Source organism: Olivibacter sp. CPCC 100613 (genome assembly GCF_036959255.1).
Classification (GTDB): Bacteria; Bacteroidota; Bacteroidia; order Sphingobacteriales; family Sphingobacteriaceae; genus Olivibacter.
The window spans coordinates 298365-324661 of record NZ_JAWMTI010000001.1 but is presented as its reverse complement, the minus strand read 5'-3'; the positions used below and the strand labels follow the sequence as shown (position 1 = coordinate 324661).

At 45.2% G+C, this 26297-nt stretch carries 21 protein-coding genes; 12 read left to right on the top strand and 9 right to left on the bottom strand.

What is annotated here, in order from left to right; all coding sequences use genetic code 11:
- Positions 1 to 222 precede the first annotated feature (222 nt).
- The 5 genes from RYH73_RS01245 to RYH73_RS01225 all read left to right on the top strand — a co-directional run bounded on the left by RYH73_RS01245 (position 223) and on the right by RYH73_RS01225 (position 6684).
- Entirely contained in the window at positions 223 to 3282 is a 3060-nt protein-coding gene (locus tag RYH73_RS01245) for an amino acid adenylation domain-containing protein (protein WP_335311430.1), read from the top strand.
- A 116-nt stretch (positions 3283 to 3398) separates the two neighbouring features.
- On the top strand, positions 3399 to 4835 hold the full coding sequence (locus RYH73_RS01240) for a GntR family transcriptional regulator (protein ID WP_335311429.1): 1437 nt from the start codon (positions 3399 to 3401) through the stop codon (positions 4833 to 4835).
- A gap of 101 nt (positions 4836 to 4936) precedes the next feature.
- The gene (locus tag RYH73_RS01235; protein WP_335311428.1) at positions 4937 to 5221 is read left to right on the top strand and encodes a hypothetical protein; all 285 of its coding nucleotides are present in this window, start codon (positions 4937 to 4939) and stop codon (positions 5219 to 5221) included.
- A gap of 459 nt (positions 5222 to 5680) precedes the next feature.
- On the top strand, positions 5681 to 6250 hold the full coding sequence (locus RYH73_RS01230) for a hypothetical protein (protein ID WP_335311427.1): 570 nt from the start codon (positions 5681 to 5683) through the stop codon (positions 6248 to 6250).
- Between the two features lie 80 nt (positions 6251 to 6330).
- Complete coding sequence (locus tag RYH73_RS01225) at positions 6331 to 6684, top strand: hypothetical protein (protein ID WP_335311426.1); 354 nt, start codon at positions 6331 to 6333, stop codon at positions 6682 to 6684.
- Positions 6685 to 6798: 114 nt separating this feature from the next.
- On the opposite strand, the gene RYH73_RS26640 is transcribed toward RYH73_RS01225, so the two are convergent.
- The gene (locus RYH73_RS26640) at positions 6799 to 7095 is read right to left on the bottom strand and encodes a type II toxin-antitoxin system RelE/ParE family toxin (RefSeq protein WP_130855009.1); all 297 of its coding nucleotides are present in this window, start codon (positions 7093 to 7095) and stop codon (positions 6799 to 6801) included.
- Positions 7082 to 7312, bottom strand: coding sequence for a hypothetical protein (locus tag RYH73_RS01220; RefSeq protein WP_130855010.1), 231 nt, complete (start codon positions 7310 to 7312; stop codon positions 7082 to 7084). Before RYH73_RS01220 ends, RYH73_RS26640 begins: the two co-directional genes overlap by 14 nt.
- Before the next feature lie 379 nt (positions 7313 to 7691).
- Here RYH73_RS01220 and RYH73_RS01215 point away from each other — a divergent pair, with 379 nt between their 5' ends.
- Positions 7692 to 8393 carry a hypothetical protein gene (locus RYH73_RS01215; protein ID WP_335311425.1) on the top strand — a complete coding sequence of 234 codons (702 nt, stop codon included), beginning with the start codon at positions 7692 to 7694 and terminating at the stop codon, positions 8391 to 8393.
- Positions 8394 to 8433: 40 nt separating this feature from the next.
- On the opposite strand, the gene RYH73_RS01210 is transcribed toward RYH73_RS01215, so the two are convergent.
- From RYH73_RS01210 to RYH73_RS01180, 7 genes are all read right to left on the bottom strand, one after another.
- Positions 8434 to 8925: a cupin domain-containing protein gene (locus RYH73_RS01210; RefSeq protein WP_335311424.1), complete on the bottom strand. Its 492-nt coding sequence runs from the start codon at positions 8923 to 8925 to the stop codon at positions 8434 to 8436.
- A gap of 277 nt (positions 8926 to 9202) precedes the next feature.
- Positions 9203 to 10072: a helix-turn-helix domain-containing protein gene (locus RYH73_RS01205; protein ID WP_335311423.1), complete on the bottom strand. Its 870-nt coding sequence runs from the start codon at positions 10070 to 10072 to the stop codon at positions 9203 to 9205.
- Positions 10073 to 10231: 159 nt separating this feature from the next.
- Entirely contained in the window at positions 10232 to 10435 is a 204-nt protein-coding gene (locus RYH73_RS01200) for a hypothetical protein (RefSeq protein WP_335311422.1), read from the bottom strand.
- 400 nt (positions 10436 to 10835) lie between these two features.
- Positions 10836 to 11369 carry a carboxymuconolactone decarboxylase family protein gene (locus RYH73_RS01195; RefSeq protein WP_335311421.1) on the bottom strand — a complete coding sequence of 178 codons (534 nt, stop codon included), beginning with the start codon at positions 11367 to 11369 and terminating at the stop codon, positions 10836 to 10838.
- Between the two features lie 165 nt (positions 11370 to 11534).
- Positions 11535 to 12305: a helix-turn-helix domain-containing protein gene (locus RYH73_RS01190; protein ID WP_335311420.1), complete on the bottom strand. Its 771-nt coding sequence runs from the start codon at positions 12303 to 12305 to the stop codon at positions 11535 to 11537.
- Between the two features lie 62 nt (positions 12306 to 12367).
- Positions 12368 to 14749, bottom strand: a complete 2382-nt coding sequence (locus RYH73_RS01185) for an ABC transporter permease (RefSeq protein WP_335311419.1) — start codon at positions 14747 to 14749, stop codon at positions 12368 to 12370.
- A 300-nt stretch (positions 14750 to 15049) separates the two neighbouring features.
- Positions 15050 to 15766, bottom strand: coding sequence for a FadR/GntR family transcriptional regulator (locus RYH73_RS01180; protein ID WP_335311418.1), 717 nt, complete (start codon positions 15764 to 15766; stop codon positions 15050 to 15052).
- A gap of 150 nt (positions 15767 to 15916) precedes the next feature.
- Between RYH73_RS01180 and RYH73_RS01175 the strand changes: the two genes are divergently transcribed.
- The 6 genes from RYH73_RS01175 (at position 15917) to RYH73_RS01150 (ending at position 26296) form a co-directional block, all read left to right on the top strand.
- Positions 15917 to 19216: a SusC/RagA family TonB-linked outer membrane protein gene (locus RYH73_RS01175; RefSeq protein ID WP_335311417.1), complete on the top strand. Its 3300-nt coding sequence runs from the start codon at positions 15917 to 15919 to the stop codon at positions 19214 to 19216.
- A gap of 91 nt (positions 19217 to 19307) precedes the next feature.
- The gene (gene nanU / locus RYH73_RS01170) at positions 19308 to 20843 is read left to right on the top strand and encodes a SusD family outer membrane lipoprotein NanU (RefSeq protein ID WP_207303722.1); all 1536 of its coding nucleotides are present in this window, start codon (positions 19308 to 19310) and stop codon (positions 20841 to 20843) included.
- A 31-nt stretch (positions 20844 to 20874) separates the two neighbouring features.
- Complete coding sequence (locus tag RYH73_RS01165) at positions 20875 to 21798, top strand: dihydrodipicolinate synthase family protein (RefSeq protein WP_335311416.1); 924 nt, start codon at positions 20875 to 20877, stop codon at positions 21796 to 21798.
- Positions 21799 to 21853: 55 nt separating this feature from the next.
- Positions 21854 to 22954: a hypothetical protein gene (locus tag RYH73_RS01160; RefSeq protein WP_165446923.1), complete on the top strand. Its 1101-nt coding sequence runs from the start codon at positions 21854 to 21856 to the stop codon at positions 22952 to 22954.
- Between the two features lie 44 nt (positions 22955 to 22998).
- On the top strand, positions 22999 to 24222 hold the full coding sequence (locus RYH73_RS01155; RefSeq protein WP_130855041.1) for an MFS transporter: 1224 nt from the start codon (positions 22999 to 23001) through the stop codon (positions 24220 to 24222).
- Positions 24203 to 26296, top strand: a complete 2094-nt coding sequence (locus RYH73_RS01150) for a GDSL-type esterase/lipase family protein (protein WP_335311415.1) — start codon at positions 24203 to 24205, stop codon at positions 26294 to 26296. The genes RYH73_RS01155 and RYH73_RS01150 overlap by 20 nt, the downstream gene beginning before the upstream one ends.
- The last annotated feature ends 1 nt before the right edge of the window (position 26297 follow it).

Here is a 26297-nt window from a genome sequence, read left to right as displayed (position 1 = left end):
CTTTCATAGAAAAAATCACTATAAAAAGGAATAAAAGTATGGGGTTAGACCCTACTATTTATAGGGGGCAGGCACTTTTGTCTTTTATTTAGCAATCAAAAAATATAATTTTCCGGCCAATTAAAACTTAAACATAATTTCTGTCCTCGCTAAAGGCCTTTTTGTGTAATATTTTTGGGTGGGTGACAGACAATTATAAAATTGCTGAAACTTAAATCAGATATGATGCAAACACAAAAACCTATTCAACGGCATCAACATCTCTTCGATGATGCTGGCAGACAAGATTTCGAAAACCTTCTACACGCAATTGAAACGATTGCAGCATTATTGCCCGATAAGGTGGCGCTCATTGATCAGGGCACATCTTATACCTACCGCATGTTAAATGAGCAGGCCAACCAGTTGGCGTACTACCTGCGGGGTATCGGTGTCAGCCAAAAAAGCAGCGTAGCGGTTTGCCTTAGGCAGTCGGCGCAGCGGGTAATTGCTTTTTTGGCGGTGATGAAAACAGGGGCGCCTTATTTACCCATCGATGGCCAATTTCCGGAGAGCAGGATTAAACTGATGGTAGAAGATGCAGGGGTGGATTTAATGCTCACGGAAAAACATTATTGGTATAAGGTGGATGGCTTTGCCCGGGTGAGCTTGGCCGTCGATGGTTTGCCGGTGGATATTGAGCTCACGAAGCTACCAACAGCAAACCAAAAAGAAAATGTATCGGCAAATGCCTGTGCTTATATTATTTATACTTCGGGTAGTAGCGGCAGACCGAAAGGGGTAATGATCAGTCATGCTGCACTCTGGCATTTTGTGAGTCGGCAAGCGGATGTTTTGGGCATCAGTACCAGTAGCAGAACCCTGCAATTTGCTTCGCCGAGTTTTGATGCTGCGGTGATTGATATGTGGGTGCCTTTATCGCGTGGCGCTACGGTGCTGTTATACCCGGATAACAAGATAGTGGGGGCACCGTTATTGGATTTTATCGTAATGAATGAGGTGGATATATTACCGCTTTTGCCACCCGCGGTGTTGGCGTCTTTACCGAGTGACCGGCCTGTCGGGCGCCTGCGAACTATTGCCATTGGCGGCGAGGCGGCTACCGAAAATACCATCCGTAACTGGTATAAACGGGTTCGGCTGATTAATAGTTACGGGCCTACGGAAGCAACGGTGGCGGTAAGTAATTATACGTTTATGGAAGAACCTAATCCACGTATTATCGGTACGGTACTGCCCGGCAATGTGTTGCGCGTAGTGGATGGAGCAGGGAGGGAACTGGCCGCTGATGAGGTGGGTGAATTGCTGGTGAGTGGGCCCCAATTGGCCTTGGGTTATATAAATCGGCCGCAAGAAATGGCTGCTTCTTTTATTCGGATACCCGGCAAGAATGGGGAGGCCGGGGAAGAACTTTTTTATCGCACCGGTGATCGTGCAAAACGGCGTCAGGATGGCCTGTTGGAATATGCGGGGAGGGAAGATGAACAGGTAAAGATTCGGGGATACCGCATTGAATTGGGAGAAATTGAGCATGGTATGGCCCAGTTACCGCAAGTGGCAAAAGTAGCTGTAAAGGTGCATAAACCTGAAAAGGGGCTTTCGCGTTTGGTGGCTTTCGTGCAACCCGTTACCGGTGAAGGTATAGCGTCTTTTAGTGATATCAGGGCTAAATTGCAGCAGCTGATGCCATCTTACATGTTGCCGGACAAGATTGTTACGGTTGAAAACCTGCCGTTGAACCATGCGGGTAAGGTGGATAAAGAACAATTGTTATTGCCCGAATTGGAAGATTCCGGAAAGCGGACAGCTATACAGAAGACCGCTAATCTGACAGAACAGGTGCAGTTGATCTGGAGGGATTTGTTGGGGCTGGAAGATGTACCCCTGCATGCAGATTTTTTTGACCTGGGTGGGCATTCGCTCTTATTGGCGCAGCTCCATATGCAGTTGCCTGAAATGGTGCAGGCGCGGATTGCCCTGCCCGAGCTCTATACCTTTACTACGATTCAATCTTTTGTAGAAGAGGTGGAACGGCGTTTGGGCGAGGTGGAGATCTCGCAGAAAGTAAGGGCGCTACAGGTAGAGCAAGAGCTGCTGAACGATAGTGAGCTGCCTTTTGATTTTACGGTTACCGAGCTGCCGGATGCCGCGTTGCTGGCCAGCCCGAAACGCATTTTCCTAACGGGCGTAACGGGTTTTGTGGGATCGCATCTCTTGGACGAATTATTAAGGAATCATCCGCAGGCCAAGATTCATTGCCTGGTGCGGGCGGTTGATTTACCGGCAGCTTGGGGTAGAATAAAGGAAACCTTCCAAAAATATAATTTAGCTTGGCAGGAGGGGGATTTAGAGCGGGTGGTGCCGCATGTGGGGGATCTGGCACGGGCTGGCTTAGGGCTTGCCAAGGACGAGTACGAGGGTTTGTTGGATTGTATTGATGTGATTTACCATTCGGGTAGCTCGGTGAGTTATGTGCAACCCTATCAATTGATTAAAAAGCCGAATATTGATGGTTTACATCATATGTTGCATTTGGCGGTGACGCGTCGGGTAAAACACTTGGTACTGCTGTCATCGATGGGTGTTTTTAGTTGGGGGCGTCCGTTTACGGGTAAAACCTGGATGTACGAAGACGACCCGATTGAACAGAACTTACCGGCTGTATGCCGTGATTTGGGTTATATAAAAAGCAAATGGGTAATGGAAAGTATTGCTGAAAAGGCGAGGCGCAAGGGCTTACCGATTATTAATTTTAGATTGGGCTTTGCGGTTTGCCATGGTACCAGTGGTGCTACGGTGAAGAATCAATGGTGGGGTGCGCTCATGCGCAGCTGCGCTGAACTGAAGTCCTTCCCACTGGTAATGGGGCTCAAAGATGAGCTGACCACGGTGGATTATATGTGCAAAGCGATTGTGCACATTGGCCGTAAACCGGAGGCTGTGGGGCAAAATTTTCATCTCTCGCCTTTGCCGGAGAATGATGTATCGCTCACGGATTTTTGTGCTAAGATGAATGAGTATTTCAATTTGGGGTTGACGGGAATGGAATATCATCAGTGGCTTAAGCAATGGCGCCATCAAGCAGAATTGCCTATTTACCCATTACTGAGCTTGTTTACCGAAGATGTGCACGAGGGTAAATGTCTGGTGGAGGCCTATGAGAACACCTATTATTACGACCGGAGCAATACGCGTCGAATGCTGGCCGATATTCAATTGGAGCCACCTGTTTTTAACAAAGAGGTAATGCATCCCTATCTGAAATTTCTGGGGATTGTTTAAACGGCATTACCTAAAAATTATTTACTTAAATACTGAATTTTATAAAGGTTTTGGCCCAGACATAACCCTATTTACATACAAACATACATGAGCAAATTTTTATCAACCAAACAAGCATGAAGAAAGTTTTATCAACGAAACAGACAACATCAAAGAAGCGAAAAATCATCGAAAATTTAATCAGGGACATCCGTTCCGGCGTGCTGAAGCGGAATGAGCAGATTCCGAATAGGAAGGAATTGGCTAGGCGATTTTCTGTTAATCCTAAAACAATTGACCGTGCTGTGGGAAATTTAACGGAACGGGGGATTTTGATGACAAGGCAGCGCCAAGGTACTTATGTGACACCGCAAGCCCTGTTGGACAGTGAAGAAATCTACGGAAAATATTTTAGCCCTTCTGTCGGGTCAAGACGGCAAGTCAGAGAGCTTAGCCCATATATTGCCGTGGGTTCGGCGGAGCTGAATCCGTTCTTTTTTCTGCAGCCCTGCATGAAGAAAATCAGTCAGGTAACCCAGGGTTTGATACAGCAGCCCTTGGATACCTGGATAGGCTTATCGGCCATTCCAAATAGGTTAAGGGATGTCTTATTGAAGAATGTGAGTATGCGTGAAGGGAAATACTATGGTGCCGAAAATTTTAAGCTATTATCGGGTCGTTTACATACGATCCGCCTGATTGCGCGCTTGTTGCTGCAGCCGGATGATATTGTGATTATGACAAGGCCCTCCCTGCTGAACGAAACGCTTTTTACGGATCTCGGCGCGGAGGTGTGGACGGTGCCGCAAACGAATTGTGGTGCAAGGGCTACGGAGGTGAGGCGTTTGAGTGAGAAAGCTTCGCTGCAAGGACGACATATCGCTTTATTGTATACTAATTTGCAAAGCGATTACGGAGCTTGCGAAGGTGAAGATAGAAAACAAGCCATGTACGATTTGCTGTTGTTAACGGCGCAGTTGGATATGGTTCTGGTGGAGGAGTTTGAAGATCATGAGATGATGTACGAACATGTGCTTACCTTTGCTGATGTGGCGCAGGAGCCTATGAACCATGTGGTTAGCATTCGAAGCTATAGTAAACTGTTAGTGATGTATAACGAATTGCGTGTGGTACTGGCAGCAGCAGATTTTATTGCATTATTGAAAGAATGGGATGACCGTGACGTGGAGTACGGATTTCTTTATGAGGTGCTGGCAGCCAGGCTTTTGGAAGCTAATATATTTGCTGGTGTTACGGCGCCGGTTACTGAATATCTCCGGGTGCAGATGAGGTTGCTGGTGGAAAAATGTGCGAAAGTTTTGGGGACATGGGTGGAGGTAACGCCACCCGCAAGTGGCACTTCTTTCTGGATTAAGGCGAGGAAAGATTATGAAATCCTTGTGCCTGTAAATAAGATAAGGGAATTGAATATGCTTCCAAGACGCTCGCTTGTGGGGCCTCCGGTAATAAAAACCAAATCGCTGTTGCTGGGTTTCGGAAATGGGGCTACGCAGGAATTATATCAGACGATTCAGATTATCGCCGGCGAAATGCATCGCCATTACCACGTTTAACCCGCAAACCTTGAAATCAGAACGACTTATATGGACCCATGTTAACCCGCAAACCTTGAAATCAGAACGACTTATATGGACCCATGTTAACCTGAAAATCTATGATACCTAAGAAGCTAGATCTATTGATTGATATTGCACGCGAGTTACTGGTTGTGTTAAAGCAGATCTTAGAACGACCGGCTTTATCAACGGTGTTAATGAAAGGAAATCCTGCTATACGTATACTCGATAACGCGGATATCAAGCAACTCCTCAAGATAGGGGATACCAAATTATACTACCTAAAGAAGAAAAAAATCCTGAAACCTTATAAGCTGGATGGGAAAGACATTTACTTAGAGCATGAAGTGATTGAGGCGATTAAGAAGAGTAGTGAGTTTTGAGTTGTCAATAGAGTTGTCCGTTGTGCGTTACCGGTTGTGTGTGATAAATTTTGTAGGAACGATAACATGGACTGAAATATTTACTTTGACACTAAACGCTACTGGGAAGCTACTAAAATGACACTATTTGGAACTGCCCGTACACAGAAATGATACTGATCTCGTACTGGTTTGACAGTAAGTTCACACTGATTTCACACAACCTAGATTATAGGAAAAGGCCTCTTTAGTACTGAATGGTACTGGGATATTACTTCGATCGTTAGCAGGGCTTTTGTTACATCTCTTCTTCATAAAGCTTCAACTTGATTCATTTTTCTTCATAACTATTTGCAGGTTGCTGATAACCATTGATTTACATTGGATTTTGTTAACCTTTGAACCGTAATCGAACGCGATTGGTACCAAAAAAACGATTGCACAAATGGTTTAATTTTTAACGCTTTAAATTTTTATGTTATGGCAAAGTCCAGAAATAATGTGGTAATGCGCGGAGCTAGTGGTAAAGTTGGCGATATGCTTGTTTTTCGCCAAAAGGCAGGGAGTACAATCATTGCAGGTGTACCGAAGATCAACCCGGATCGGGTACCGACTGACGATCAACTTTCGGTTCAGGAACGTTTTACGGACGCGGCTTTCTATGCCAAACGCGCTATCAGCGATCCTGAGCTGAAGGATCGCTACCAGCAAAAGGCGAAGCCTGGGCAAACAGCCTATAATGTGGCTTTTAAGGATTACCTGACAGATCCGGAAGTTAGAAGGGTACTTGTTGATGCTTACATGGGCGCTATAGGTGATATGATCACCATTCGCGTACGAGATGTATTGGAAGTAAAGCAGGTGCATGTGGATATTGCGGATGGAAATGGTGTGGCGATCGAAGATGGTCTGGCCGTGGCTACGGATGAAACAGCCACCGAGTGGGTTTATACGGCAACGGCGGCAAATGAGGTGCTAACGGGTTCGGCTATTACGATAACGCTCGTAAATACGCCGGGTAATACGGCCTCAACTATTGTTGAATTGTAGGGATGAATGGAGCAGGCGGCTATTGCCGCCTTGCTTTTGACGAACAACCAATAACGAACAACGAGTAACCAATAACGATCATGGAAAATTTTATCATCATTTACAGAAAATATCTTTTAATAACACTACTAATAGCCAGTATCCTAGCTTACATCGCGTATCAACCACTCATTCGTTTAGTGGATGTCACGGCGGCGCCTATTGACTATGGCGTGTTGAGTGCCGTGCTGGTGGCGGCAGTGGCGGTGTTAAGCTTCGTGCAGCTCTGCCTCTGGGTACTGCATCAGCATTGGCCCTTTTTAGGGGAATATGCAGCGGAACATTTTGAACGGAACTTTAAATCACTGCTCTCTTGGCAGAAGGTTGGTGTTTACCTGGGTTTCTTTTTGGCTTTGCTGTATGCTTTTGTTATCGCTTTAGGGGCGTTGCTTTAGGAGAGTTGGTTGTTAGTTGTTAGTTGCCCGTTGTTAGTTGTTGTTTGCCGATGTGGGCATTGAGGAGTGAAGGTAATAGTCGTGGCATTAAGGTTGATAAGTGTTATTAGACAGTTATTTGCTAGGGTAATTTGGTGCCCTAGAGGTATGGAAAATAGATATTACGTAAATAACATCGCTAGGTTGATCAAACCAATAAATGATAACGAACGGGAAAACTTTTACTGGTGCAAAACGGATATCATCACCAGTCCTAATAGGAAAAATGAGGGGTGAACTCTTTACTGAATTTAATGTTGCTGCAATTCGTTTAATGAACTTGCTAGATAAGCCCTTTTGTTGTTCTTCATACCATTCGATAGAGGCATAAAGCTCTTTTTCCGCTCTTTCTAGTAATTTAACGGAACGCACGGTCTAGCTCTTTTTGAACTTCAATCCAATCTTTAGCGGTTGTTTTACCGTCTTTAAAGGCTTGTTGAGTATCACGGAAACTTTTGAGATCGGCTTCGGTAAACGGGAATGCATCTGTATCCTCATTTACCGTATATGGGATACCAAAACGGTTGAGTACTTCTTGTAAGAGCTTAACATCTTTACTATTATGAAGTGTAGCAGTTATCGTCGTCATAATAATCAAATATACTAAAATTTAAAATCATGGCAAAAAGTGAATTTTATTAAGGTCTTTTCTGTTTGCTTGAAAAGTTGCCGGTTGTGAATTGTGGGGTTTGCTTCGGAACGTTAATGCAAACGGGGCTTTGGCGGGTCGGGCAGGACGGCCTCACGGAGTGAGCGTTAAGAAGATTTAGGATAGCCTAGGCAAAAAAATCATGTGAAGAAGCGAAGCATTGGCATGTGGTGTGGCGCGGCTCCACAGGATTGAGGGTGAACCCTAAATCTTTAGCGAAATACGTGCAGTCTTGATGTTTTGCCCCTTTTGCATCTAAGGTAAAAGGGGAATAAGTTTTTATCAAGAAAAAGTTGAAAACAATTTTAACGTTTTAAAAATGAAAAAGAAAGTAAACCCTTTAATAATGATACTAAGCGTTTTAATTATAAAAGCACTGATATCCTTCTTAGTTCCTGCTATGATGGATAACAACAGTAATGCAAGTATTTCTATTTCGTCCAAGAAAAAGGAGGTGTTTTTGAGAAATAGTTCATTTCGTCCAACAGATTCGTTGCTTTTGGAAAAGAATCGTATAGAAACTACTCGTATAAGGGTCAAGAAAGTTTACGATAGCCAACTGGGGGTACGGGAGGCTACGGGGCGTAACGATGGGCCACAGGTAGAAGCTTATCTAGCGTATACAGGCCTAGGTAAAGGCTATGCCTGGTGTGCGGCTTTTGTTTGCTGGGTGCTCGAACAAGCGGACGTGGAGAATCCAAAAACTGCTTGGGCCGCCAGCCTCTTTCCTCATGATAAATTGGTGTGGCCACGAGGGAGGGTGCCTACAACGGGATCACGAACAACTAATAACGGACAACCAATAACGAAAACAGCCTGTGTGTTCGGCCTCTACTTCCCTTCGCTCAAACGCATTGCGCATTGTGGTTTTATTGATGAATGGGGCGAAAGGGAGGTGATTACAGTCGAAGGGAATACCAATGATACGGGTAGTAGGGAAGGTGATGGGGTCTATCGGAAAAGAAGACCGATCAGAAGTCTATATGCCGTGGCGGACTGGATAGGGAAGGGGGCGAAATGAAATACCGGCTAGCAACCTTGTAAGTTAGGATATCTCGAATTTAATCGAGATACCCTTTGGGATATGTCTTTTGTCCGTATTGCTTGTCGATCCGTGCCATAAGTTCCCGACGTTCGTCTGTAAGTTCCGGAATGGGTGCAAATTCACCGCTACCCACCGGAACACCGACGAGTTCGAAAACTTTTTCCAAACCGGCGGGCATGACGGTACAAAGTAGCTTGGCCACCGAGCTGGAAGTGTTGGTAAAGCAATGAATGGCTCCCCCGAGCGGGATGGTTATAAAGCCTCCGGTACCAACAATGGATTTCCCCTGTTCGGTCTGAAATTCAACTTCTCCTTCCAAAACATAAAAGGTTTCGTGTGTATCGGGATGCGAATGGGGCGGTGGCCCGCCTCCGGGTGGGACAATCATTTCGATAACTGCGTATTGATTATCCGTTTTTTCTCCCGGTACAATGATCCGGTAATTGCCACCTGCTACGCCTAAGATCCGTCCCTTGTCTTTTTCGATAATTTCGATCCCTGATTTCATATCGTGCTAATTTATAATACCCATGTCTCTGTCATCGGCACAGACTGCCTCTTGTTTTAACAGTCGCTTTTGCCTCACTTAATTTATAGAAAGATACAAAAAGAAACAGAAGTTAAGAGTGAATGTTTTATTGCATTTGCAAGCTCATTTCATTTAATTTTTTTCATTTGTGTTAATTCTTAAAGGTATTTAAGCTTTCTCTTTACAAGAGAAGGTTCCATCAGCTGAAAAAATTAACAAAAAGGCCGTGGTTGTAACCTTCCTTTGAACGTTGCGCTTACGGAGCCGGTTGGTCTGTAATCAGGCTTGCTTTGTTTTTTCGAAATGCGGTGGGGGCAACGGAAGCCATTTTTTTAAAGAAACTGCTGAAATAGGCCACGTCGTCAAAACCCAATTCATAAGCCACTTCTTTAGCGGATTTATCGGTGTATATAAATAGCCGTTTCGCTTCTAAAAAGATTCGTTCCTGGATAACGGCCAAAGGGGATTTGTGGTTATAAAGTGCAAAAAAATTAGCCAATGTTTTGGGCGAACGGTTGAGTTGGTCTGCATAAAATTTTACCCGATGTTCTGTTTTATAATGATGCTCTACTAACAAATTATATTGCCTTACGATATCCAGTTTGGAATCCGTTACGGCCTTATCGACAAACTGGTCTTTCGCAAGGCGGGTCACAATAATAATCAGACGCTTTAGCAGCATCCGTAACATATCCTCTTGTATATTATCGATGGTTTCAAACTCTTCTTCAAATATGTTTAATAATAAGGCAATCTTGCGCTGCTGTTCTTCGTTTAAGTTGACGAACATCGTTTCGCTGGAACCATAGAACAAAAAACCCACGCAGCTCACTTCCCTGTCGTGATCTTCAATACAATAAAAGTCGCGGTTGAACTGCCAGGCTACGATATCTTTTGGTTGAGCAAAATTAAAGGATTGGTTAACCATTAAACACAAGAGACTCTGCGCCGGGAATTCGTACGGAACTTCATCAATATGTACGACTTGGGATTTACCTTTATTCCAGGCAATCGTCAGCAATTTATCTTTGCGATCCTTCCCGTAAAATACCCGGTCAAATGCTTTTTCGTGTGCTAAAAGTTTGCATTCAGCGGCGGTCTTTTGATTCTTATAGGTAAATTTCATCTGTTACGTTCCGATTAGTAGGATTCCGATGCTTCTTATATAGGTTGCATAGCCTCTTCTCCATATCACAAAATTAAAGGAATAGTGGTGTAATACAATAGCGCCTGGTTTTCCTTCTTAAATATCGTTGAAGGTGTTTATATTAAAAGAACCTTTATTTTATACATCCCACTTGGAAGCACCCAAGTGGCAAGGTGCTTCGGCTTGTCTATTCCGTTGCAACTCGTGGTCAGATGCCCATCCGTGAATCGGAGCCACCCTCTCGCTCAATGCTAAACCCTTCGTTCGTCGATTCACTGGTTTCGGGATGCTTCGCTTAATAATCAGGAAGGGCCATCTTTGACTGCCGGTTGCGGCCTCCATAGACTAGGCCATTGACGTCCTTCGGGACGGTTATGCAACGGGGCGATAGCGCAGGGCACAACGGCCTTCCAGGGTGAGCGTAGAGAAAATTCGGTTAGCAGCGCAGGCTAAAGTGTTATGCGAAAAAGCGAAGAGAAGGAATTGCGAATAGGGGCGGCTCCGCAGAACAAAGGGATGGGAACCGAATTTTTAGTGAGACCTGGAAAGCCTTGATTTTTTGTAACTTTTGGATCAAAGCCAAAAGTTAAATAAATTTCATAAGAAAGAACATATATAAAAAATGACTAAAATAAAGGTTCTTTTTTAAAAGCGAAATCCGTGTTATTTCCAATACTCATTTTTAATAATATATCCCAATAGCTGCTCCAGGTAGCTACGGGGATATAATCTATCGGCCGATTTATAACTCAGGTGCGAGCGGCCAGTCAACTGGAACTTCGGTAAGGGCATGGAGGTAATTGGTGATGATTTTATCGCCGATCAAAACCACTACATCCACTAAACTTCCATTTGAATATCCTGCTGCAAAAAAATTATCGGTGAGTGCTGAGGGTGCATGGCCTTTATTTTCAACAATACCTTTTACCAACTTTGCAAGTGCATCCAACTTAGGGTCGAAAGAAATTTCTGCCTTCCGTATCTCCAATATTTGGGAATCGGAAAAGCCATTCATCTTGGCAATTGCTGTATGTGCACTTAAGCAATATACACAATGATTATACTGGCTCACTACTAAATTCACGACTTCACGTTCTTTGGCTTTTAAGGATGTTTTGGCATTTTGCAGGGCCAGGTAATTTCCTAAGGCGTTTTCGGAGTGAGCGAAGGTAGCGAACAGGTTCGGTACGAAGCCCACTAATTTTTGAAGGTTTCCAAATAAGGCCTGATTAGCGGGAGAAACTTGTTCTGCTGTGGGAATGGGAAAATTTTTCATCTTTTTGTGTTTTTATTTCGTTAATAAATTTGATAACACAAAGATGGGGCGCTGAGGGGCCGATAAGAATAGACGAATTGCCCGATGATGTGTGTTATTTTCCCGCCTTGGTAGCTTGGTGGAGATGGTGCGTTGGAAAAAGCAATCCTTGTAAAAAATCATTGATTACCAAAAAGAAGGCGATTTGAAAAAATCAGTGGGTGTTTGTCCGGTAAATAGCTTGAAGTCCCGGTTGAAATGGGGTTGATCGTAATAACCGTTTTCAAAGACCAGGTCAAGAAGCGATGCCGGATTAGGTTGATGAACAATAGCGTTCATTTTTATAATCTGGGAAAATTGTTTAGGGGAAGCTCCTGTTATTTTTCTAAACCGCTTTTCGAAGGCGTCTTGGCTGATGCATAAAGCCGCAGCAAGCTCCTTTATTCGGATATTTCCCCTTGTTGAATGGATTTTATGGATCGCTTCCGTTACTAATAGATCGGGCGTACGGTTAATCAGTATGGAGATTAAAAATTCCTCCATGCAGGCGATTCTCAATTGATTGTTGCTCATTTCGGCTAGGCGCTCTTCCACAAGTGCTAGCGTGGCGGGTGGTATATAATGGTCTAAGGGAACGGTCTGCTCAAATAAGTCGTAAAGCGGTTGTCTGAAGAAGGCGGACAAACCCTGTTCACTGAATGAGACAATAAGGGTGCCTGAGTTTTTCTTATAATGGATAAACCGAACGGACTTTCGCAATCCTGACAAGGCGATGTTTGGTAAATCGACGAAGCGGTCGTTGTTTATATACGATATTTGGCCGCTAAGACGAAAAGCTAAAGCAAATGAGGCATTAGGTACCACTTGGTTGGTTGTATCATACTGGCTTTCAATGATTTTATAATCTTTGATAAATGGCGTTAATTGAGCCGTAGGTATGTACGTTGTAATTTTCATTATAGGGGTAGCCTGCGTCCGTTTTCGTATTCTATGATAAATATAGTGAATAGAAAGGGAATTTACTCATTTCGTAAACTCCTCACCGGATTGGCGGTTGCTGCTTTAATGGCTTGAAAGCCAACAGTGAGCAGGGTGATCACCAGCGCCAGTACAGCCGCTACGAGAAAAACAAGCCAGCTGATGCGAACACGGTAATCATAATTGTTAAGCCACTGGCTAAGGTAATACCACGCGACGGGCACGGCGATGATGCAGGAAGTGCTTACCAACAGGATGAACTCTTTGGAAAGCAATTGCAGTAAGTTAGCGACGCTGGCGCCTAATACTTTGCGGATGCCGATTTCTTTCGTCCGTTGCTCGGCCACAAAACTGGCCATGCCGAAAAGTCCCAGACAGGAGATGAAGATGGCCAGTACGGCAAAGTAAGAAGAAAGCTTCCCGATGCGTTCTTCTACCTTGAATTTGTCTCCGAATGCTTCGTCCACAAAGGAGTAATTAAAGGGTACGTCTTCCACGTATTTTTTCCAAACACCTTCAATGGCGCTAATGGATCGTCCCGCGTTCTGTTTGGGGTTTAGTTTCAGTACGGTATTCACCATAGCATCATACGAATCGAGATGATAGAGCGTGGGGCGCACCGGAAAGAAAGGTGATTCCTGCAGGATATCGTTCACGACACCTATAATGGTGAAACGCTCACCGCCTTGTCGGATTGTTTTCCCGACAGGATCTTTAAATCCCATAAACCTGGCGGCGGATTCATTGATGATAAAAGCCATGGAATCGGTAGCGAATGCTTTTGAAAAATCTCTCCCCGCCTTTATTTGCCATTGCACGGTTTTACCAAAATCAACGGATACCGAGTTGTTCGGAAAGTCGGTCGCCAAATCGGGGTCTTTGCCTTCCCAATCAAAACCGCCGTTGCTATTCCATACCCCGGTAAGGAGCTGACAACCGGCCATTTCTTCAATGGCACCGGTGTTTTTCAGGTCTGTTCTGAAGGCTTCAAAATGTTTTCTCAGTTCACCTTCGAGGGGCAGGTTTATCAATCCCGTTTTGGTATAACCGACCGGTCGGCTTTTGGCATGCTGAATTTGCTGATAGACGATAATAGTACCGATGATCAGCATAATAGAAACCGTAAACTGTACAACCACGAGTACTTGGCGCGGCACCGAAGCAAATCGGCCAACTTTGAATGTCCCTTTCAGTACCTTCAAGGGTTGGAACGATGATAAATAGAACGCAGGATAGCTACCGGCCAATAAGCCGGTGATGACTATAAAGGCCAGGCTGGTGCACCAGAATAGGGGATTGAGCCAAGGGATTTCGATTTTTTTGTCGGCCACCTCATTAAAAGAAGGTAGGAATAAGATGACTAATAGCAAAGAGAGTACAAAAGCGATCAGCACGGTGATATACGATTCTGCAAAGAACCTGCCGATCAGTTGCAGGCGATGCGAGCCGACGGTTTTACGGATGCCCACTTCCTTGGCGCGCTTTTCGCTTCGTGCGGTCGTCAGGTTCATGAAATTAATGCAGGCCAATAGCAACACAAAGCCGCCGATGAGGCTAAACAATCGTACGTACTGGATACTCCCCCCGGTATTGATACCATTGCGGAATTCATTATACAAATTCCATTTACGCATGGGGTGCAAGAAAACCACCCAGTTAGTTTTCGCTTCGTCTTTCCCTACCTTATCTGACTTTACATGTTTGATTTTACGGGAAATATTCTCCATATCGCCCTGTTCGGTAAGCTGCACAAAGGTTTGGCTGAAGTTGCTGCCCCATGGTTTTTCCATTTTGTTGACCCAGGGGTTTTGAATAATCCATAAAGACCAGGGCAGGATAACTTTTACCTTATTGAAAGAGCTGTTGTTGGGTAGGTCTTCATAAACACCGGTCACCTTCACCTCTTGGCTGCGGTCTACCCTCAAGGTTTTTCCCATGGGGTCTTCCTCGCCAAATAGGGCTTGGGCCGCAGAGGCGGATAGTAAAATGGAATGCGTATCATGTAAGCCGGCACGTGTTCCCTTCAGCATTTGCAAACTGAGCATTTCAGGGGCGTCTTCTTCGAAATAGATGCCTTCTTGGCTGATATGTTTGTCGCCCACAGAGAGCAAAGGGTTGTAATACCAGGATGCCTGTACCACATATTTGAAATCATTTCCGTACTTAGCCCGTAATTCCGGGCCCATCAATGCAGGGTTGGCGCTCTGTGTGCCTATTTTACCGTTAAAATTGGCATGTTGCATCACTTGTGCGATGCGATCATAGTTTTTGTGGTAGCTATTGTACGTGAGTTCGTCATATACCCATAAACCGATCAGCATGACGACGGCCATCCCCACGGCAAGTCCCCCGATATTGATAGCGCTATACCCTTTGCTTTTAACCAGGTTGCGCCAGGTGGTTTTCAAATAGTTTTTGATCATAGCGTTTATATTCCGCGACCGATTTCCGGTGTTTAGCAGAAGGCTATCATCAACTAAGCCAAAAATGTAAATGACTGATTTTGTGCTGTATACTCTGTTGATTGGTGGTCTAACTGTTCGATATTGAACACTCGCTGTTCATTTGTGGACGGATAGGTTTGATTGTATGATCTCATTCGATATTGGCAAACCGAGAACGGCCTCTTTATAAAAGGGTACATTGCACTATGATAGTGCAAAATGTTATAAAAAATGCACTGTCACAGTGCAAAATGGAGATAGAATCAATTCATAGAAAACTTAGTTACGGGCGAAAAGGCGAGCGAAATGATTATCAAGATGCTTTCGCATGGCATTCCGGAATACCTCGGGATTACCAACTTTTAAAATGTCAACCAAACCCCGATGCGAAATGAATGTTTTCGATTGAGAGGCTTTGGTTAATAAGCCGCTCGTATGTACATATTGAAACACCGGTAAAAGCATATGCTGGAAATCTTTCAGCATTTGATTGCCTGATATTTCATAGAGCTTCCCGTGAAAAGCGATTTCATCTATAATATTAAATAGGGTCGCGTCCGGATTCAAGGGCTCATTGGCAACAATTTTGTCCAATTCTTCCAGGTCGGTATCCGTAATACGTTCAAATAGCAAGTCCGCCATACCAACCTCCAGCACCAAGCGCATTTCAAATAAATCCCGTAAGGTTTTCTCAGCTAATATGCTCGGATGGAGCGATTTTTTTAAAGGTGAGAGCAAGTCCGGATTGGTGAGCACAGCACCGCGATGCTTTTTCGAATCGATCAGTCCTACCATGCGCAGCCGCAACATCGCTTCGCGGATAACCGTGCGGCTCACGCCCAAAATTTCAGCGAGCTCCACTTCTTTTGGAAGCGCATCCCCAACTTTCAAGCCCTTATTAATAAATAAGTCGATAATCTTCATTTCTACTCGATCGACCAGACTGGAAGTGTCTAATGTGCCAAATTGCTCTGAGATTGTGCTTTTACTGCTCATAGGGTGTTATGCTAAACTTGCAACAAAGATAATGAATTGCAATCGTTATTATGTTATACATATACTTGTTTTTTTCTTGCATATTATTTTTTAATCTCTATATTTGTGCATTATGTAATACTTAATACTTTTATACCTGAACTAGTAATTATGAGAGTAAACCTAAAAATCCACCTTGTAGCGATACTATGTACGCTGATAGTGGGCTATGAGCAAGCGTATGCACAGACGAAACGGATTGTCGGTCAGGTTGTTGATGCAACAACGAACGAAGTCTTGCCGGGCGTTACCATTACGCGCAAATCAACGGGAACAGCGGTACAGAGCGATCTGGAGGGGAAGTTTAGTTTAGATGCGGAGCCGCAGGATGTGCTGATGGTAACCTATACGGGCTACACGCCAAAGGAAATTATTGTGGGGAAAGAAACCCGGCTCCGCATTAGCCTTGAAGTGAATGTGCAAACAATGGATGAAGTGGTGGTGGTAGGTTATGGAACACAGAGCCGATCGAACATCACCGGTTCCATTGCTAAATTGGATAAAAAAGTACTTGAAAATGTACCGCGCGCAAACGTAGCTTCGGCCTTGCAGGGTGCTGTGCCGGGTTTACAAGTAGTTAATAAAACCGGGCAACCGGGTGCTGCTCCGATGTTGCGTCTACGAGGTGGCGCCTCCATCAATAATCCGGGAGGGCCCTTGGTTGTGGTTGATGGGGTTATACGCGATTTAAATGATATTGCTTCAGAGAATATCGAGTCGATGGAGTTATTGAAAGATGCTTCGGCCACCGCGATTTATGGCGCCAGGGCAAATAATGGGGTTTTATTGGTGACTACGAAAACGGGTAAGGCCGGTACGGCGCAGATCACGTATAAGTTTACCGGTGGATTTAATCAACGGAGAAACGGTTATCGATATATGAATGCCGGTGACTATATCTACTACACGCGTTTGGGTTATTTGAATGCGAACAGAACGGAGGCACAAGTGAATAGCTCCCGTGGGCTTGGACTGCTGACTGATCCGGCTAATTTAGCGACTTTTGATATTCGGCGGTATACACCGGAGCTTAACTATCTTGTAAACGAGGGCTGGGCTGTGCTGGATGACCCATACGGCGGCCAAATTATTTATAAAGATCACGGTGGTGAGGTGGAGGATATTTTATTCAGAAACACCACAACGCAGGATCATTATGTCAATGTTACGGGCGGGAATGACCGGGGTAAGTATTTTGCCTCCTTTGATGCCTATAATGAAAAAGGGGTGATTGTGGGTTCGGATTATAAACGCTACTCGGCAGACGTAAATGGCTCGTACAAAATAAAACCTAATTTGGAGGTGTCTACGGGTGTTACGCTATCTACTTCCTCTCAGTATGGTGTTGCGGGGTCAGAAGTAAATGCGCTATATCGGACGCTGGCCATTTGGCCAACGTTCAATCCCTGGCTCGATGAAGCGAAGACTTTACCGAACCCCGGGAATGGGGTTAATGACGGGAACCCCTTGTATTGGTTATCACGTATCTCCCGAAAAAATGAAACCAATCGCGTCATTGTAAATGGCTCGTTGAAATGGGACATTCTTCCCGGCTTCTATTTTAAAGCTACTGCCAATGCTTATATGCTCGAGCAGTTTAATGAGTCCTTTCAGAAGTCTACACAAACCTATGCTAACATCTTTTCGGATCCACCATCTATCGGTAGTACTTCCAGAGATGCTTACCGAAACTTGAATCGGGATTTTCAGACGCAGTTCAATGGCCTGTTCAATTATACCAAAACCTTTAACGATAAGCATAATTTCAATGCCATGGTTGGGGCGGAATACTACAATGTAAAAACGGATTACATGCAGGTGTACGGAAAAAATGCACCAACCGATGATATACCTACGGTAAATGCCTCGACGGTTTTTGTACCGGGAGATAACACCAGCACGCAGTCGGAATACCGCATTATATCTTCTTTGGGCCGCCTGGCCTATGACTTTGACGGTAAGTATTTAATTAATGCGGTCTATCGCTTGGATGCGGCGTCCAGCTTAGCGGCTGGAAATCGTACCGGATTCTTTCCGGGGATTTCAGCGGGTTGGAATATGCATCAGGAACACTTTTTTGCAGCATCGGCCCTATCGAAATATATCTCGACCTTCAAACCTAGGGTGAGTTATGGTGAGAACGGGAATATTTCGGGGCTGGGCAGGTACGAAGTGCAGGGAACCTATGGCCTGCAGACCAACTATAACGGTGTGGCGGGTTACTTAAACACCGAACCGGTTAATAGCAACTTGGCCTGGGAGAAGAGTAAAACGACAGGGCTAGGATTGGATCTGGGGCTATTCGATAATAGAATAACGCTGTTGTTCGATTATTACGATCGCCGGACGAGTAACTTGTTGACCGATTTGTCTCTTCCAAGTTATGTCGGGTTTTCTTCGATTACCACCAACCTGGGTACCTTACAAAATAAAGGATATGAGTTTGCTTTGAATGCGCAGCTACTGCGTAAGCCGGAAGGTATTAACCTGAATGTGGGTATCAATGCGGCTTTTGTTAAGAACAAAATTTTAGAATTACCCTATAATGGCAACGAGCATAATCGCCAGGGCGGCTTACAGGTCTATGATCCGAAATCAGGTCAGGTCGTTTGGGTCGGTGGTTATCAGGAGGGGCAATCGATGGGCGACATTTATGCCTATAAACAGGTTTCTATTTTTAAGGATGAACAAGAGGTGCAACAGTTGGCCGGTAATCGAACCGATGCTATTGCCGGGATTACCGGACCTAATTTGCCGGCCGGGCCGAATGGACGCATCACACCGGGCGACGTAAACTGGCTGGATGTAGATGGCAATAATATCATCGATTCGCGCGATCAGGTCTATATCGGTAATATTAATCCGAAATGGACGGGGGGATTTACAACCAATTTAAGCTATAAAGCCCTGAGCTTATTTACGAACTGGGAGTTTGCGTTGGGACATACCATCTATAACGATTTGGTAGCGCGGACCTTGGGAAATTATCAGGGAACTTTCAATTACATCGAGCTGCAGAAACAGGCTTGGTCTCCAACAAATACGGTAACGGATATTCCAAAAGTATATTTTGCCGATCAGGTGGCGGGTTCGAAACAGAATTATACGCGCGGAAATAACGCAAACCCGGTGTTGAACAGTAATAATTCCAGGTTCTATGAAAAAGGGGATTACCTGGCTTTGCGTGAAATCACCTTGTCGTACGATCTGCCCAAAAGCCTATTATCAAAAACGCATTTGCTTTCGCAGGCTAGAGCATATGTAAGTGCTAACAATTTGTTTTACATCACCGGGTTTTCGGGTCCGACGCCTGAGCCGCCGGTGAACGCGAGTAACCTCGCGACGGGAATATACAGTGGTACGTATCCAACGCCACGCTCTTTTGTAGTAGGTGTTCAGGTTTCATTTTAAGGCGATAGATCGGTGAGATCATCCTTTATCAAATGAACGAATGTAAAAAATAGTATAACAACTTCATTGCCATTGAAAAAAAATTATCTAAATGAAAACTACAATGATCATATCGCTTATAGCGATCAGCATAGGTGCCACGGGCCTTACTTCGTGCAATAAAAAGCTGGATTTGGTACCGGTGAGTACCATCAGCGATGCCAGCTATTGGAAAACGCCGGATCAATTTGACGCCTTTGTTACGGGTTTGCATACCCGTTTCCGAGACCATGCGCAAGGTTTTATGTATCTGGGCGAACTGAGAGGCGATATTTTTGGAAATGATGCCGGTACCTCAGCCTCCTTTACCGGTGAAGCCTCGCAGGGCCTGGAACGGATGTGGTTACATAACCTTGACCTGGATAACCCCGGTGTAAGTAATTATGGAGATTTCTATAGTAACATCAATCAATTGAATTTATTGATCAGCAAATTGAATAGCACAAATGTTGTAACCGAAGCAACCAAGCAATATTATTTGGGCATTGCCCATGGTATGCGGGCCTTTTACTATTTTCAATTGTATCGTTCTTGGGGGAAGGCTATTCTGCAAACGGAGGCAATAGCGGATATTGATGTTGCTAATTTAGCAAAGGAAGCGAGCCCCGCTAATGAAGTATTGGACTTGGTGAAGCAGGATATTGAGACGTCGATAAGCCATTTTGGCTCGGATTATAGTATCCGAAGCAACAAAGCGTTCTGGTCAAAGTCTGCTTCGCTGATGCTGAAAGCGGAAGTTTTTTTATGGACCGCACACCGCGAGGGAGGGGCAGCAGACGCGGAGGTCGCTAAACAAGCGCTGCTTGAGGTACAAAGCAACTTGTCTTTGAACCTACTAACAAGCTATAGGGAAGTATTTGATGCCGCCAACAAAGGAAATGCGGAAATGATCTTTGTAATCAGGCATCAACTGAATGAAGCTACATTAGGGTTTATCGGCAATTTTGTTCCGCAAACGGGTTTGATTGCGAATTTCTATGATTCGCTTGAAAACAGGCAATTCAGTGTAACGGCCGATAATTATGGCGGTATACTGCGCGCCCCCACTAAAATACAGACCTATAGAAAATTTGAGGAGGACGATACGCGAAAAAATACCAGTATCCAGGCGGCCTATGAAAAGGATAACGAGGGAAAATACCGTATGGCGGGTTGTTTCCTGAGAAAATTTCAGGGCGAACAGAATGCAGGAATGAGGGCCTATACCAATGATTATCCGATTTATCGATACGCTGATTTACTTCTGTTGCTGGCGGAAGCAAAAGCGATCTTGGGCGAGAATCCGGCCGACGAAATAAATCAGGTCCGTCAAAGAGCCTATGGAAGTAATTATCAAGCTGCCGTACACGGCTATCCCAATCAACTTGTGGACACTAATCCTGCGGAGGCCATCTTGCAAGAACGCTTTTTTGAGTTTGTGGGAGAGGGGAAGCGCTGGTATGATTTGCGTCGTTTTGGTGATGCTTTTGTTTATAAGTACACCGGGCTTCCTGCTTCCGATGCGTATAAGTTATACTGGCCGATTGATCGGAATACCTTAACAAATAACCGATCGCTCGCGCAGACTGATGGCTATTCGCAATTTTAGATTGAGTGTACGAAATTAAATGATAACAAACATGAATAAACACTTAGCGGGTTTAATTGCTGCTCCTTTTACACCGATGCATGCCTCGGGAGCACTTAATTTAACGGGTATTGCCGATTATTATCGATTTTTGAAAGCCAATGGCGTTGCCGGTGCTTTTATTTGCGGTTCTACAGGGGAAGGGGTCTCGATGACCTTTGCCGAAAAGGTTGCTGTTATGGAGGCTTGGGCGGTGACCACCGCGGAAGACAATGACTTTAACGTAATGGCATTGCTAGGGGGTACCTGCCTGAGCGACTGCAAGGAATTGGCAAAGGAGGCTTATCGGCTCGGGCTCTATGGGGTTTCTTTCACGGCACCGTATTATTTTAAGCCGCCGCATGTAGCGGCGCTTGCGGATTGCTGTGCAGCGGTGGCTGCTGCGGTTCCGGACATGCCTTTCTATTATTATCATATTCCGGTGCTGACCGGCGTTGGTTTTCAAATGGCCGATCTTTTAGCGGCCGTTGATGGCAACATACCCAATTTTGCGGGCATTAAATACACGCATGAAGATTTCATGGATTTTTTAACCTGCTTACATTTTGCAGCGGGTAAATATGATATGCTCTGGGGGCGTGATGAAAATATGTTATCGGCTTTAGTGCTCGGGGCGAAGGGTGCGGTGGGTAGCACCTTCAATTATGCCGCTCCGCTTTACCACAAGCTTATCGCTGCTTTTGAATCGGCTAAGCTTGGGGACGCACAAAAGTTGCAGCAACAGTCGATCGATATGATTAGATTGCTCGGTAAGTATGGGGGCATCGCAACAGGCAAGGCCTACATGAAATTGGTGGGCATCGATTGCGGTGGTTTTCGTTTGCCGGTACAGAATATGGGTGAAGAGGAAACCGAGCGCTTTAGAAAAGATGTTCTGGCCCTGGGTTTTGACCAATTCCGGTCGGTTTTGCCTTGAGTACCAATTTTTTGTAATGAACACAGGTTTTTATCGTATTATTTCTCTTATATTCATGACAATAGCCATATCGGTGAAGGGCCGGCATGAACAAAGGCAGCTTGATTGGTCGGTAGCCTTTTCAATACCCGGCGCAGCTAAGGGGACGGTACATCCAGGTTTGGCCGGCCCCATTGTGGGGGTGTGCGATTCGTTGCTTTTAATTGGAGGAGGTGCAAATTTTCCGGACAAACTGCCTTGGGAGGGGGGTGTAAAGGCCTATCACCGGCAGGTTTATGTTTATAAAAAGACAAAGAACGCGGAAGAGTTGATGGATCAGGTTGAACTGCCGGTTGATCTCGCTTATGGTGCGAGTTGGAGCACGGCGGATGGGATGGTAATTGCCGGAGGAGAAAATCGGGAAGGATTGAGCGATCAAACGCTCTTGCTGCAATACCGGAAGAAGGGCAAACACCTTCAAGTAAAAAACCTGCTACCGCTGCCGTTTCGGTTAAGCAATGCGGCGATGACGTCTGTGGGCGATATCCTTTATTTGGCCGGTGGCGAGCTGGAGAAGGGCGTTTCTGATCAGTTGCTTGCCTTGGATATGCGGCAACCGGAGAAAGGATGGATAAGGCAAGTGAATCTGCCCTACCCTGTTTCCCACGCTTATTTGTTTAGCCTGGGTGATGCTATCTATTTAATTGGGGGCAGAAAAAGGAATGAAGGGACACTGAGTGATTTTTATCAGGGTGTTTGGCAATATCAAATCAAATCAAAAAAATGGATTGCTAAAGCGTCTTTACCAGAAGCTTTATCGGCAGGTACAGGGCTCGCAATGGGTGAAGATGAAATTTGGATATTCAGCGGCGATCAGGGCGCTACGTTTAAAAAGGTGGAAAGATTGCTGAGCGAAATTGCAGTGGAAGAAGATAGTGAAAAGAAGCGGGCATTGATCGACGAAAAGAATAACATACAGATCGCACATCCGGGTTTCGGGCGGAAAGTTTGGGCATACAATAGCTTAACTGATACTTGGCGGGTTAAAGAGGATCTTCCGATAAATGCACCGGTTACAACCACCGCAGTATGGTGGGGAGGGCAGGTATATATACCGAGCGGGGAGGTGAAAGCCGGCATTCGAACGCCGCTGGTGTTAAAGGGAAAGTTAAAATGATAAACGAGCAATGGATAGACAAAACCAATGATAAACACCGCGCAATGAACCGAAAAAAATATTATCCTTGGTTAGTAGTAGCCTTGCTGTGGGTAGTGGCTTTATTGAATTACCTCGATCGGCAAATGCTGGCCACGATGAAACCCGCCATGCAGGTTGACATCACGGAACTGAAACTGGCTACGAATTTTGGCCATCTCATGGCGGTCTTTTTATGGATTTATGGTATGATGAGTCCCCTTGCGGGTATGATAGCCGACAAAACGAATCGTAAATGGTTGATCGTTGGTAGCTTGTTTGTTTGGTCGGGTGTCACATTTGGTATGGGCTATGCAAGCACTTATCATCAGCTTTATGTTTTAAGGGCTATTATGGGGGTTAGTGAAGCTTTGTATATTCCTGCCGGTCTTTCGCTTATCGCCGATTATCATCAAAAGCGGACCCGCTCTTTGGCCGTAGGCTTACATATGACAGGGCTTTATTTCGGGCAGGCACTGGGAGGTTTCGGGGCTACAATTGCCAGCAATACCTCCTGGCAGGCTACTTTTCATACCTTTGGTTACATCGGTATGGCTTATGCGCTGGTGCTGGTATGGCTATTGAAAGAATATAGACCCACGGCAACGACGCCACCTAGCGTTACAAGAACACCTTTCAGTGGGCTGTCGGTTTTGTTGCGGAACGGCTCCTTCTGGATGATCTTACTGTATTTTGCCATTCCCAGTTTGCCGGGTTGGGCTACGAAGAATTGGCTTCCTACCTTGTTTTCGAATAATCTGAATATCCCAATGGCAGCGGCCGGGCCTTTATCGACGATTACAATTGCCGGGTCGTCTTTTGTGGGGGTCATTTTTGGTGGGATGCTATCGGATGCCTGGGTGAATAAGCATATAAAAGGACGAATTTATTGCAGTGCGATCGGACTGGGTTTAACGGTACCTGCGCTGCTACTTTTGGGCTTCGGAAACAGCTTGCTGTTTGTGCTATTGGCAGCGCTGGGTTTTGGCCTGGGCTTCGGTATGTTCGATGCAAACAATATGCCGATCCTTTGTCAGTTCGTCGACACCAAACATCGGGCAACGGCTTACGGCTTAATGAATATGGTGGGGGTATTTTCCGGGGCGTTTATTACCGATCTTCTGGGAAGATTTGTTGATTCAGGCCATCTGGGGCGTGCTTTCGCAGTGCTGGCTTTTATTGTTTTAGCTGTTGTACTCCTGCAATTATCACTACTAAAACCGACTACAAATGATTTTCAAGAAGAATAAGATAAAGCAAGGTGTTTGCTTTTTTATGATCTGCTGCTTGTATGTGTTTAAAAGCGGCGCTACCGAGGTGATGAAGGTAGCTTGTATGGGTAATTCGGTTACTTATGGATATGGTTTGCAGGACCCTTCTGTACAATCGTATCCGGCGCAATTACAGCAGTTACTGGGATCGAAATATCAGGTCGGTAATTTTGGCCATAGTGGGGCAACCTTATTAAAAAACGGACATAATCCTTATTTCAAGACGCAGGAATTTTTGGATGCATTGGCTTTTAAGCCGGATGTCGCCATCGTCCATCTCGGCTTGAATGATACGGATCCGCGTAATTGGCCCCATTACCGGGATCAGTTTGAGCGGGATTATCATTGGCTGCTTGATACCTTACAGGAGGTAAATCCAAAGGTAAAGCTTTATGTGTGCGTGTTAACGCCCATTTTTAGCGGTCATCCCCGCTTTAAATCGGGTACTTTTGAGTGGTATAAGCAAATTCAGAAACTGCTGCCCCTTATTGCCAAAACACATCAGGCTCAATTGATCAACCTAAAGGAACCTTTGCATAGCCGACCCGATTTGTTTCCGGATAACCTGCATCCGAATGAAGAGGGTGCTGAAATTATTGCCAAAACGGTCTTTAAAAAAATAACGGGAAATTACGGTGGTTTACAACTGCCAAGGGTATTTGCCGATCATATGGTGCTGCAGCGCGAAAGGCCTATTCATATTTATGGAATAGCGAATGCCGGGCAGCGCGTGGAAGTCCGTTTGGGCGAGGAGCAAGGCATGGCAGAAGCCGACGAGAACGGGTGTTGGACCGTATCATTGCGCGCAAGGGAAGCGGGAGGGCCTTATCAGCTGCTTGTGCGGAGTGAAAATCGAAATATCGTGCTAAGGGACATTTTAGTGGGTGATGTATGGTTGTGTAGCGGGCAATCGAATATGGCTTTTCCGCTGCGGGCTGCCCAAGGGGGAGCGATGCTTGCACAGCAGGCAGACAGCAGCATGAATTTACGCTTGTATCAGCTTCAAGGGGCCACGCCCACGAGTGATAAGGCCTGGTCTAAAGAAGATCTCAGGAAGACGAACACATTGCAGTATTTTAACGGCATATGGAAGCGGGTGAACGCGGTAGATGCCGCGAGCTTCTCGGCCATTGGCTATGCCTTCGGTAACAGATTGCAACAGGAAACGGGCGTACCGATTGGCTTGATACAGCTTGCGGTAGGTGGCTCGGGGATCGAGTCGTGGATAGATCGCTACAGCCTGGAGAATGATCCGCTGCTGGTGGATATGCTCAATAACTGGCGGAAATCTGATTTTATTATGGACTGGAATCGCGGGAGGGCTGATGTGAATTTAAAGTTTGCAACAAATCCCGGGCAAAGGCACCCTTACGAACCGGCCTATAATTTTGAAGCAGGTGTGGCGCTATTAAAGGATTTTACGATCAAAGGGGTTATTTGGTACCAGGGTGAAAGCAATGTGCATAATCCGGAGCTTTATACGAAACTTTTCAAGACCTTCATTCAGGGTTGGCGTCGGTTTTTTAATCAGGATAGCCTGCCTTTTTTTTATGTGCAACTTACTAGTATAGGTCGGCCGGCATGGCCATATTTTAGGGATGTACAAAGGCGTCTTCAGCAGGAGATTCCGAATACGTGGATGGCTATCAGTGCTGATGTTGGTGATTCATTGAATGTACATCCGACCAACAAGATTCCGGTTGGCGAACGTTTGGCCAATTTGGCATTGGCGCATAGTTATGGTCGGGATATCTTGGCGGATGCACCTGAAGTAAAGGAAATGAACCGAGGAGGAGCGGTTTTGAATCTATATTTTACCACCGACTTGAAAACGGCTGACGGTAAGCCGGTAAAGGGCTTTGAATGGATTGACACGAAAGGAAATGTGCTACCCACAGCGGTGGAGATACAGCATAATATAATACGGATCGAAGTACCTAAAGGTGTTTTTCCAAAGGCACTCCGTTATGCCTGGCAGCCTTTCACACGCGCGAATCTGGTTAGCGAGCAGGGGGTGCCGGTATCGACATTTAGCATGGATATAACTGAATAAC

Bases quoted from the DNA above. Each gene is read 5' to 3' on its own strand.
- RYH73_RS01245 (WP_335311430.1), top strand. From the start codon at position 223: ATGATGCAAACACAAAAACCTATTCAACGGCATCAACATCTCTTCGAT.
- RYH73_RS01240 (WP_335311429.1), top strand. From the start codon at position 3,399: ATGAAGAAAGTTTTATCAACGAAACAGACAACATCAAAGAAGCGAAAA.
- RYH73_RS01235 (WP_335311428.1), top strand. From the start codon at position 4,937: ATGATACCTAAGAAGCTAGATCTATTGATTGATATTGCACGCGAGTTA.
- RYH73_RS01230 (WP_335311427.1), top strand. From the start codon at position 5,681: ATGGCAAAGTCCAGAAATAATGTGGTAATGCGCGGAGCTAGTGGTAAA.
- RYH73_RS01225 (WP_335311426.1), top strand. From the start codon at position 6,331: ATGGAAAATTTTATCATCATTTACAGAAAATATCTTTTAATAACACTA.
- RYH73_RS01220 (WP_130855010.1), bottom strand. From the start codon at position 7,312: ATGACGACGATAACTGCTACACTTCATAATAGTAAAGATGTTAAGCTC.
- RYH73_RS01215 (WP_335311425.1), top strand. From the start codon at position 7,692: ATGAAAAAGAAAGTAAACCCTTTAATAATGATACTAAGCGTTTTAATT.
- RYH73_RS01210 (WP_335311424.1), bottom strand. From the start codon at position 8,925: ATGAAATCAGGGATCGAAATTATCGAAAAAGACAAGGGACGGATCTTA.
- RYH73_RS01205 (WP_335311423.1), bottom strand. From the start codon at position 10,072: ATGAAATTTACCTATAAGAATCAAAAGACCGCCGCTGAATGCAAACTT.
- RYH73_RS01200 (WP_335311422.1), bottom strand. From the start codon at position 10,435: ATGGAGGCCGCAACCGGCAGTCAAAGATGGCCCTTCCTGATTATTAAG.
- RYH73_RS01195 (WP_335311421.1), bottom strand. From the start codon at position 11,369: ATGAAAAATTTTCCCATTCCCACAGCAGAACAAGTTTCTCCCGCTAAT.
- RYH73_RS01190 (WP_335311420.1), bottom strand. From the start codon at position 12,305: ATGAAAATTACAACGTACATACCTACGGCTCAATTAACGCCATTTATC.
- RYH73_RS01185 (WP_335311419.1), bottom strand. From the start codon at position 14,749: ATGATCAAAAACTATTTGAAAACCACCTGGCGCAACCTGGTTAAAAGC.
- RYH73_RS01180 (WP_335311418.1), bottom strand. From the start codon at position 15,766: ATGAGCAGTAAAAGCACAATCTCAGAGCAATTTGGCACATTAGACACT.
- RYH73_RS01175 (WP_335311417.1), top strand. From the start codon at position 15,917: ATGAGAGTAAACCTAAAAATCCACCTTGTAGCGATACTATGTACGCTG.
- nanU (WP_207303722.1), top strand. From the start codon at position 19,308: ATGAAAACTACAATGATCATATCGCTTATAGCGATCAGCATAGGTGCC.
- RYH73_RS01165 (WP_335311416.1), top strand. From the start codon at position 20,875: ATGAATAAACACTTAGCGGGTTTAATTGCTGCTCCTTTTACACCGATG.
- RYH73_RS01160 (WP_165446923.1), top strand. From the start codon at position 21,854: ATGACAATAGCCATATCGGTGAAGGGCCGGCATGAACAAAGGCAGCTT.
- RYH73_RS01155 (WP_130855041.1), top strand. From the start codon at position 22,999: ATGAACCGAAAAAAATATTATCCTTGGTTAGTAGTAGCCTTGCTGTGG.
- RYH73_RS01150 (WP_335311415.1), top strand. From the start codon at position 24,203: ATGATTTTCAAGAAGAATAAGATAAAGCAAGGTGTTTGCTTTTTTATG.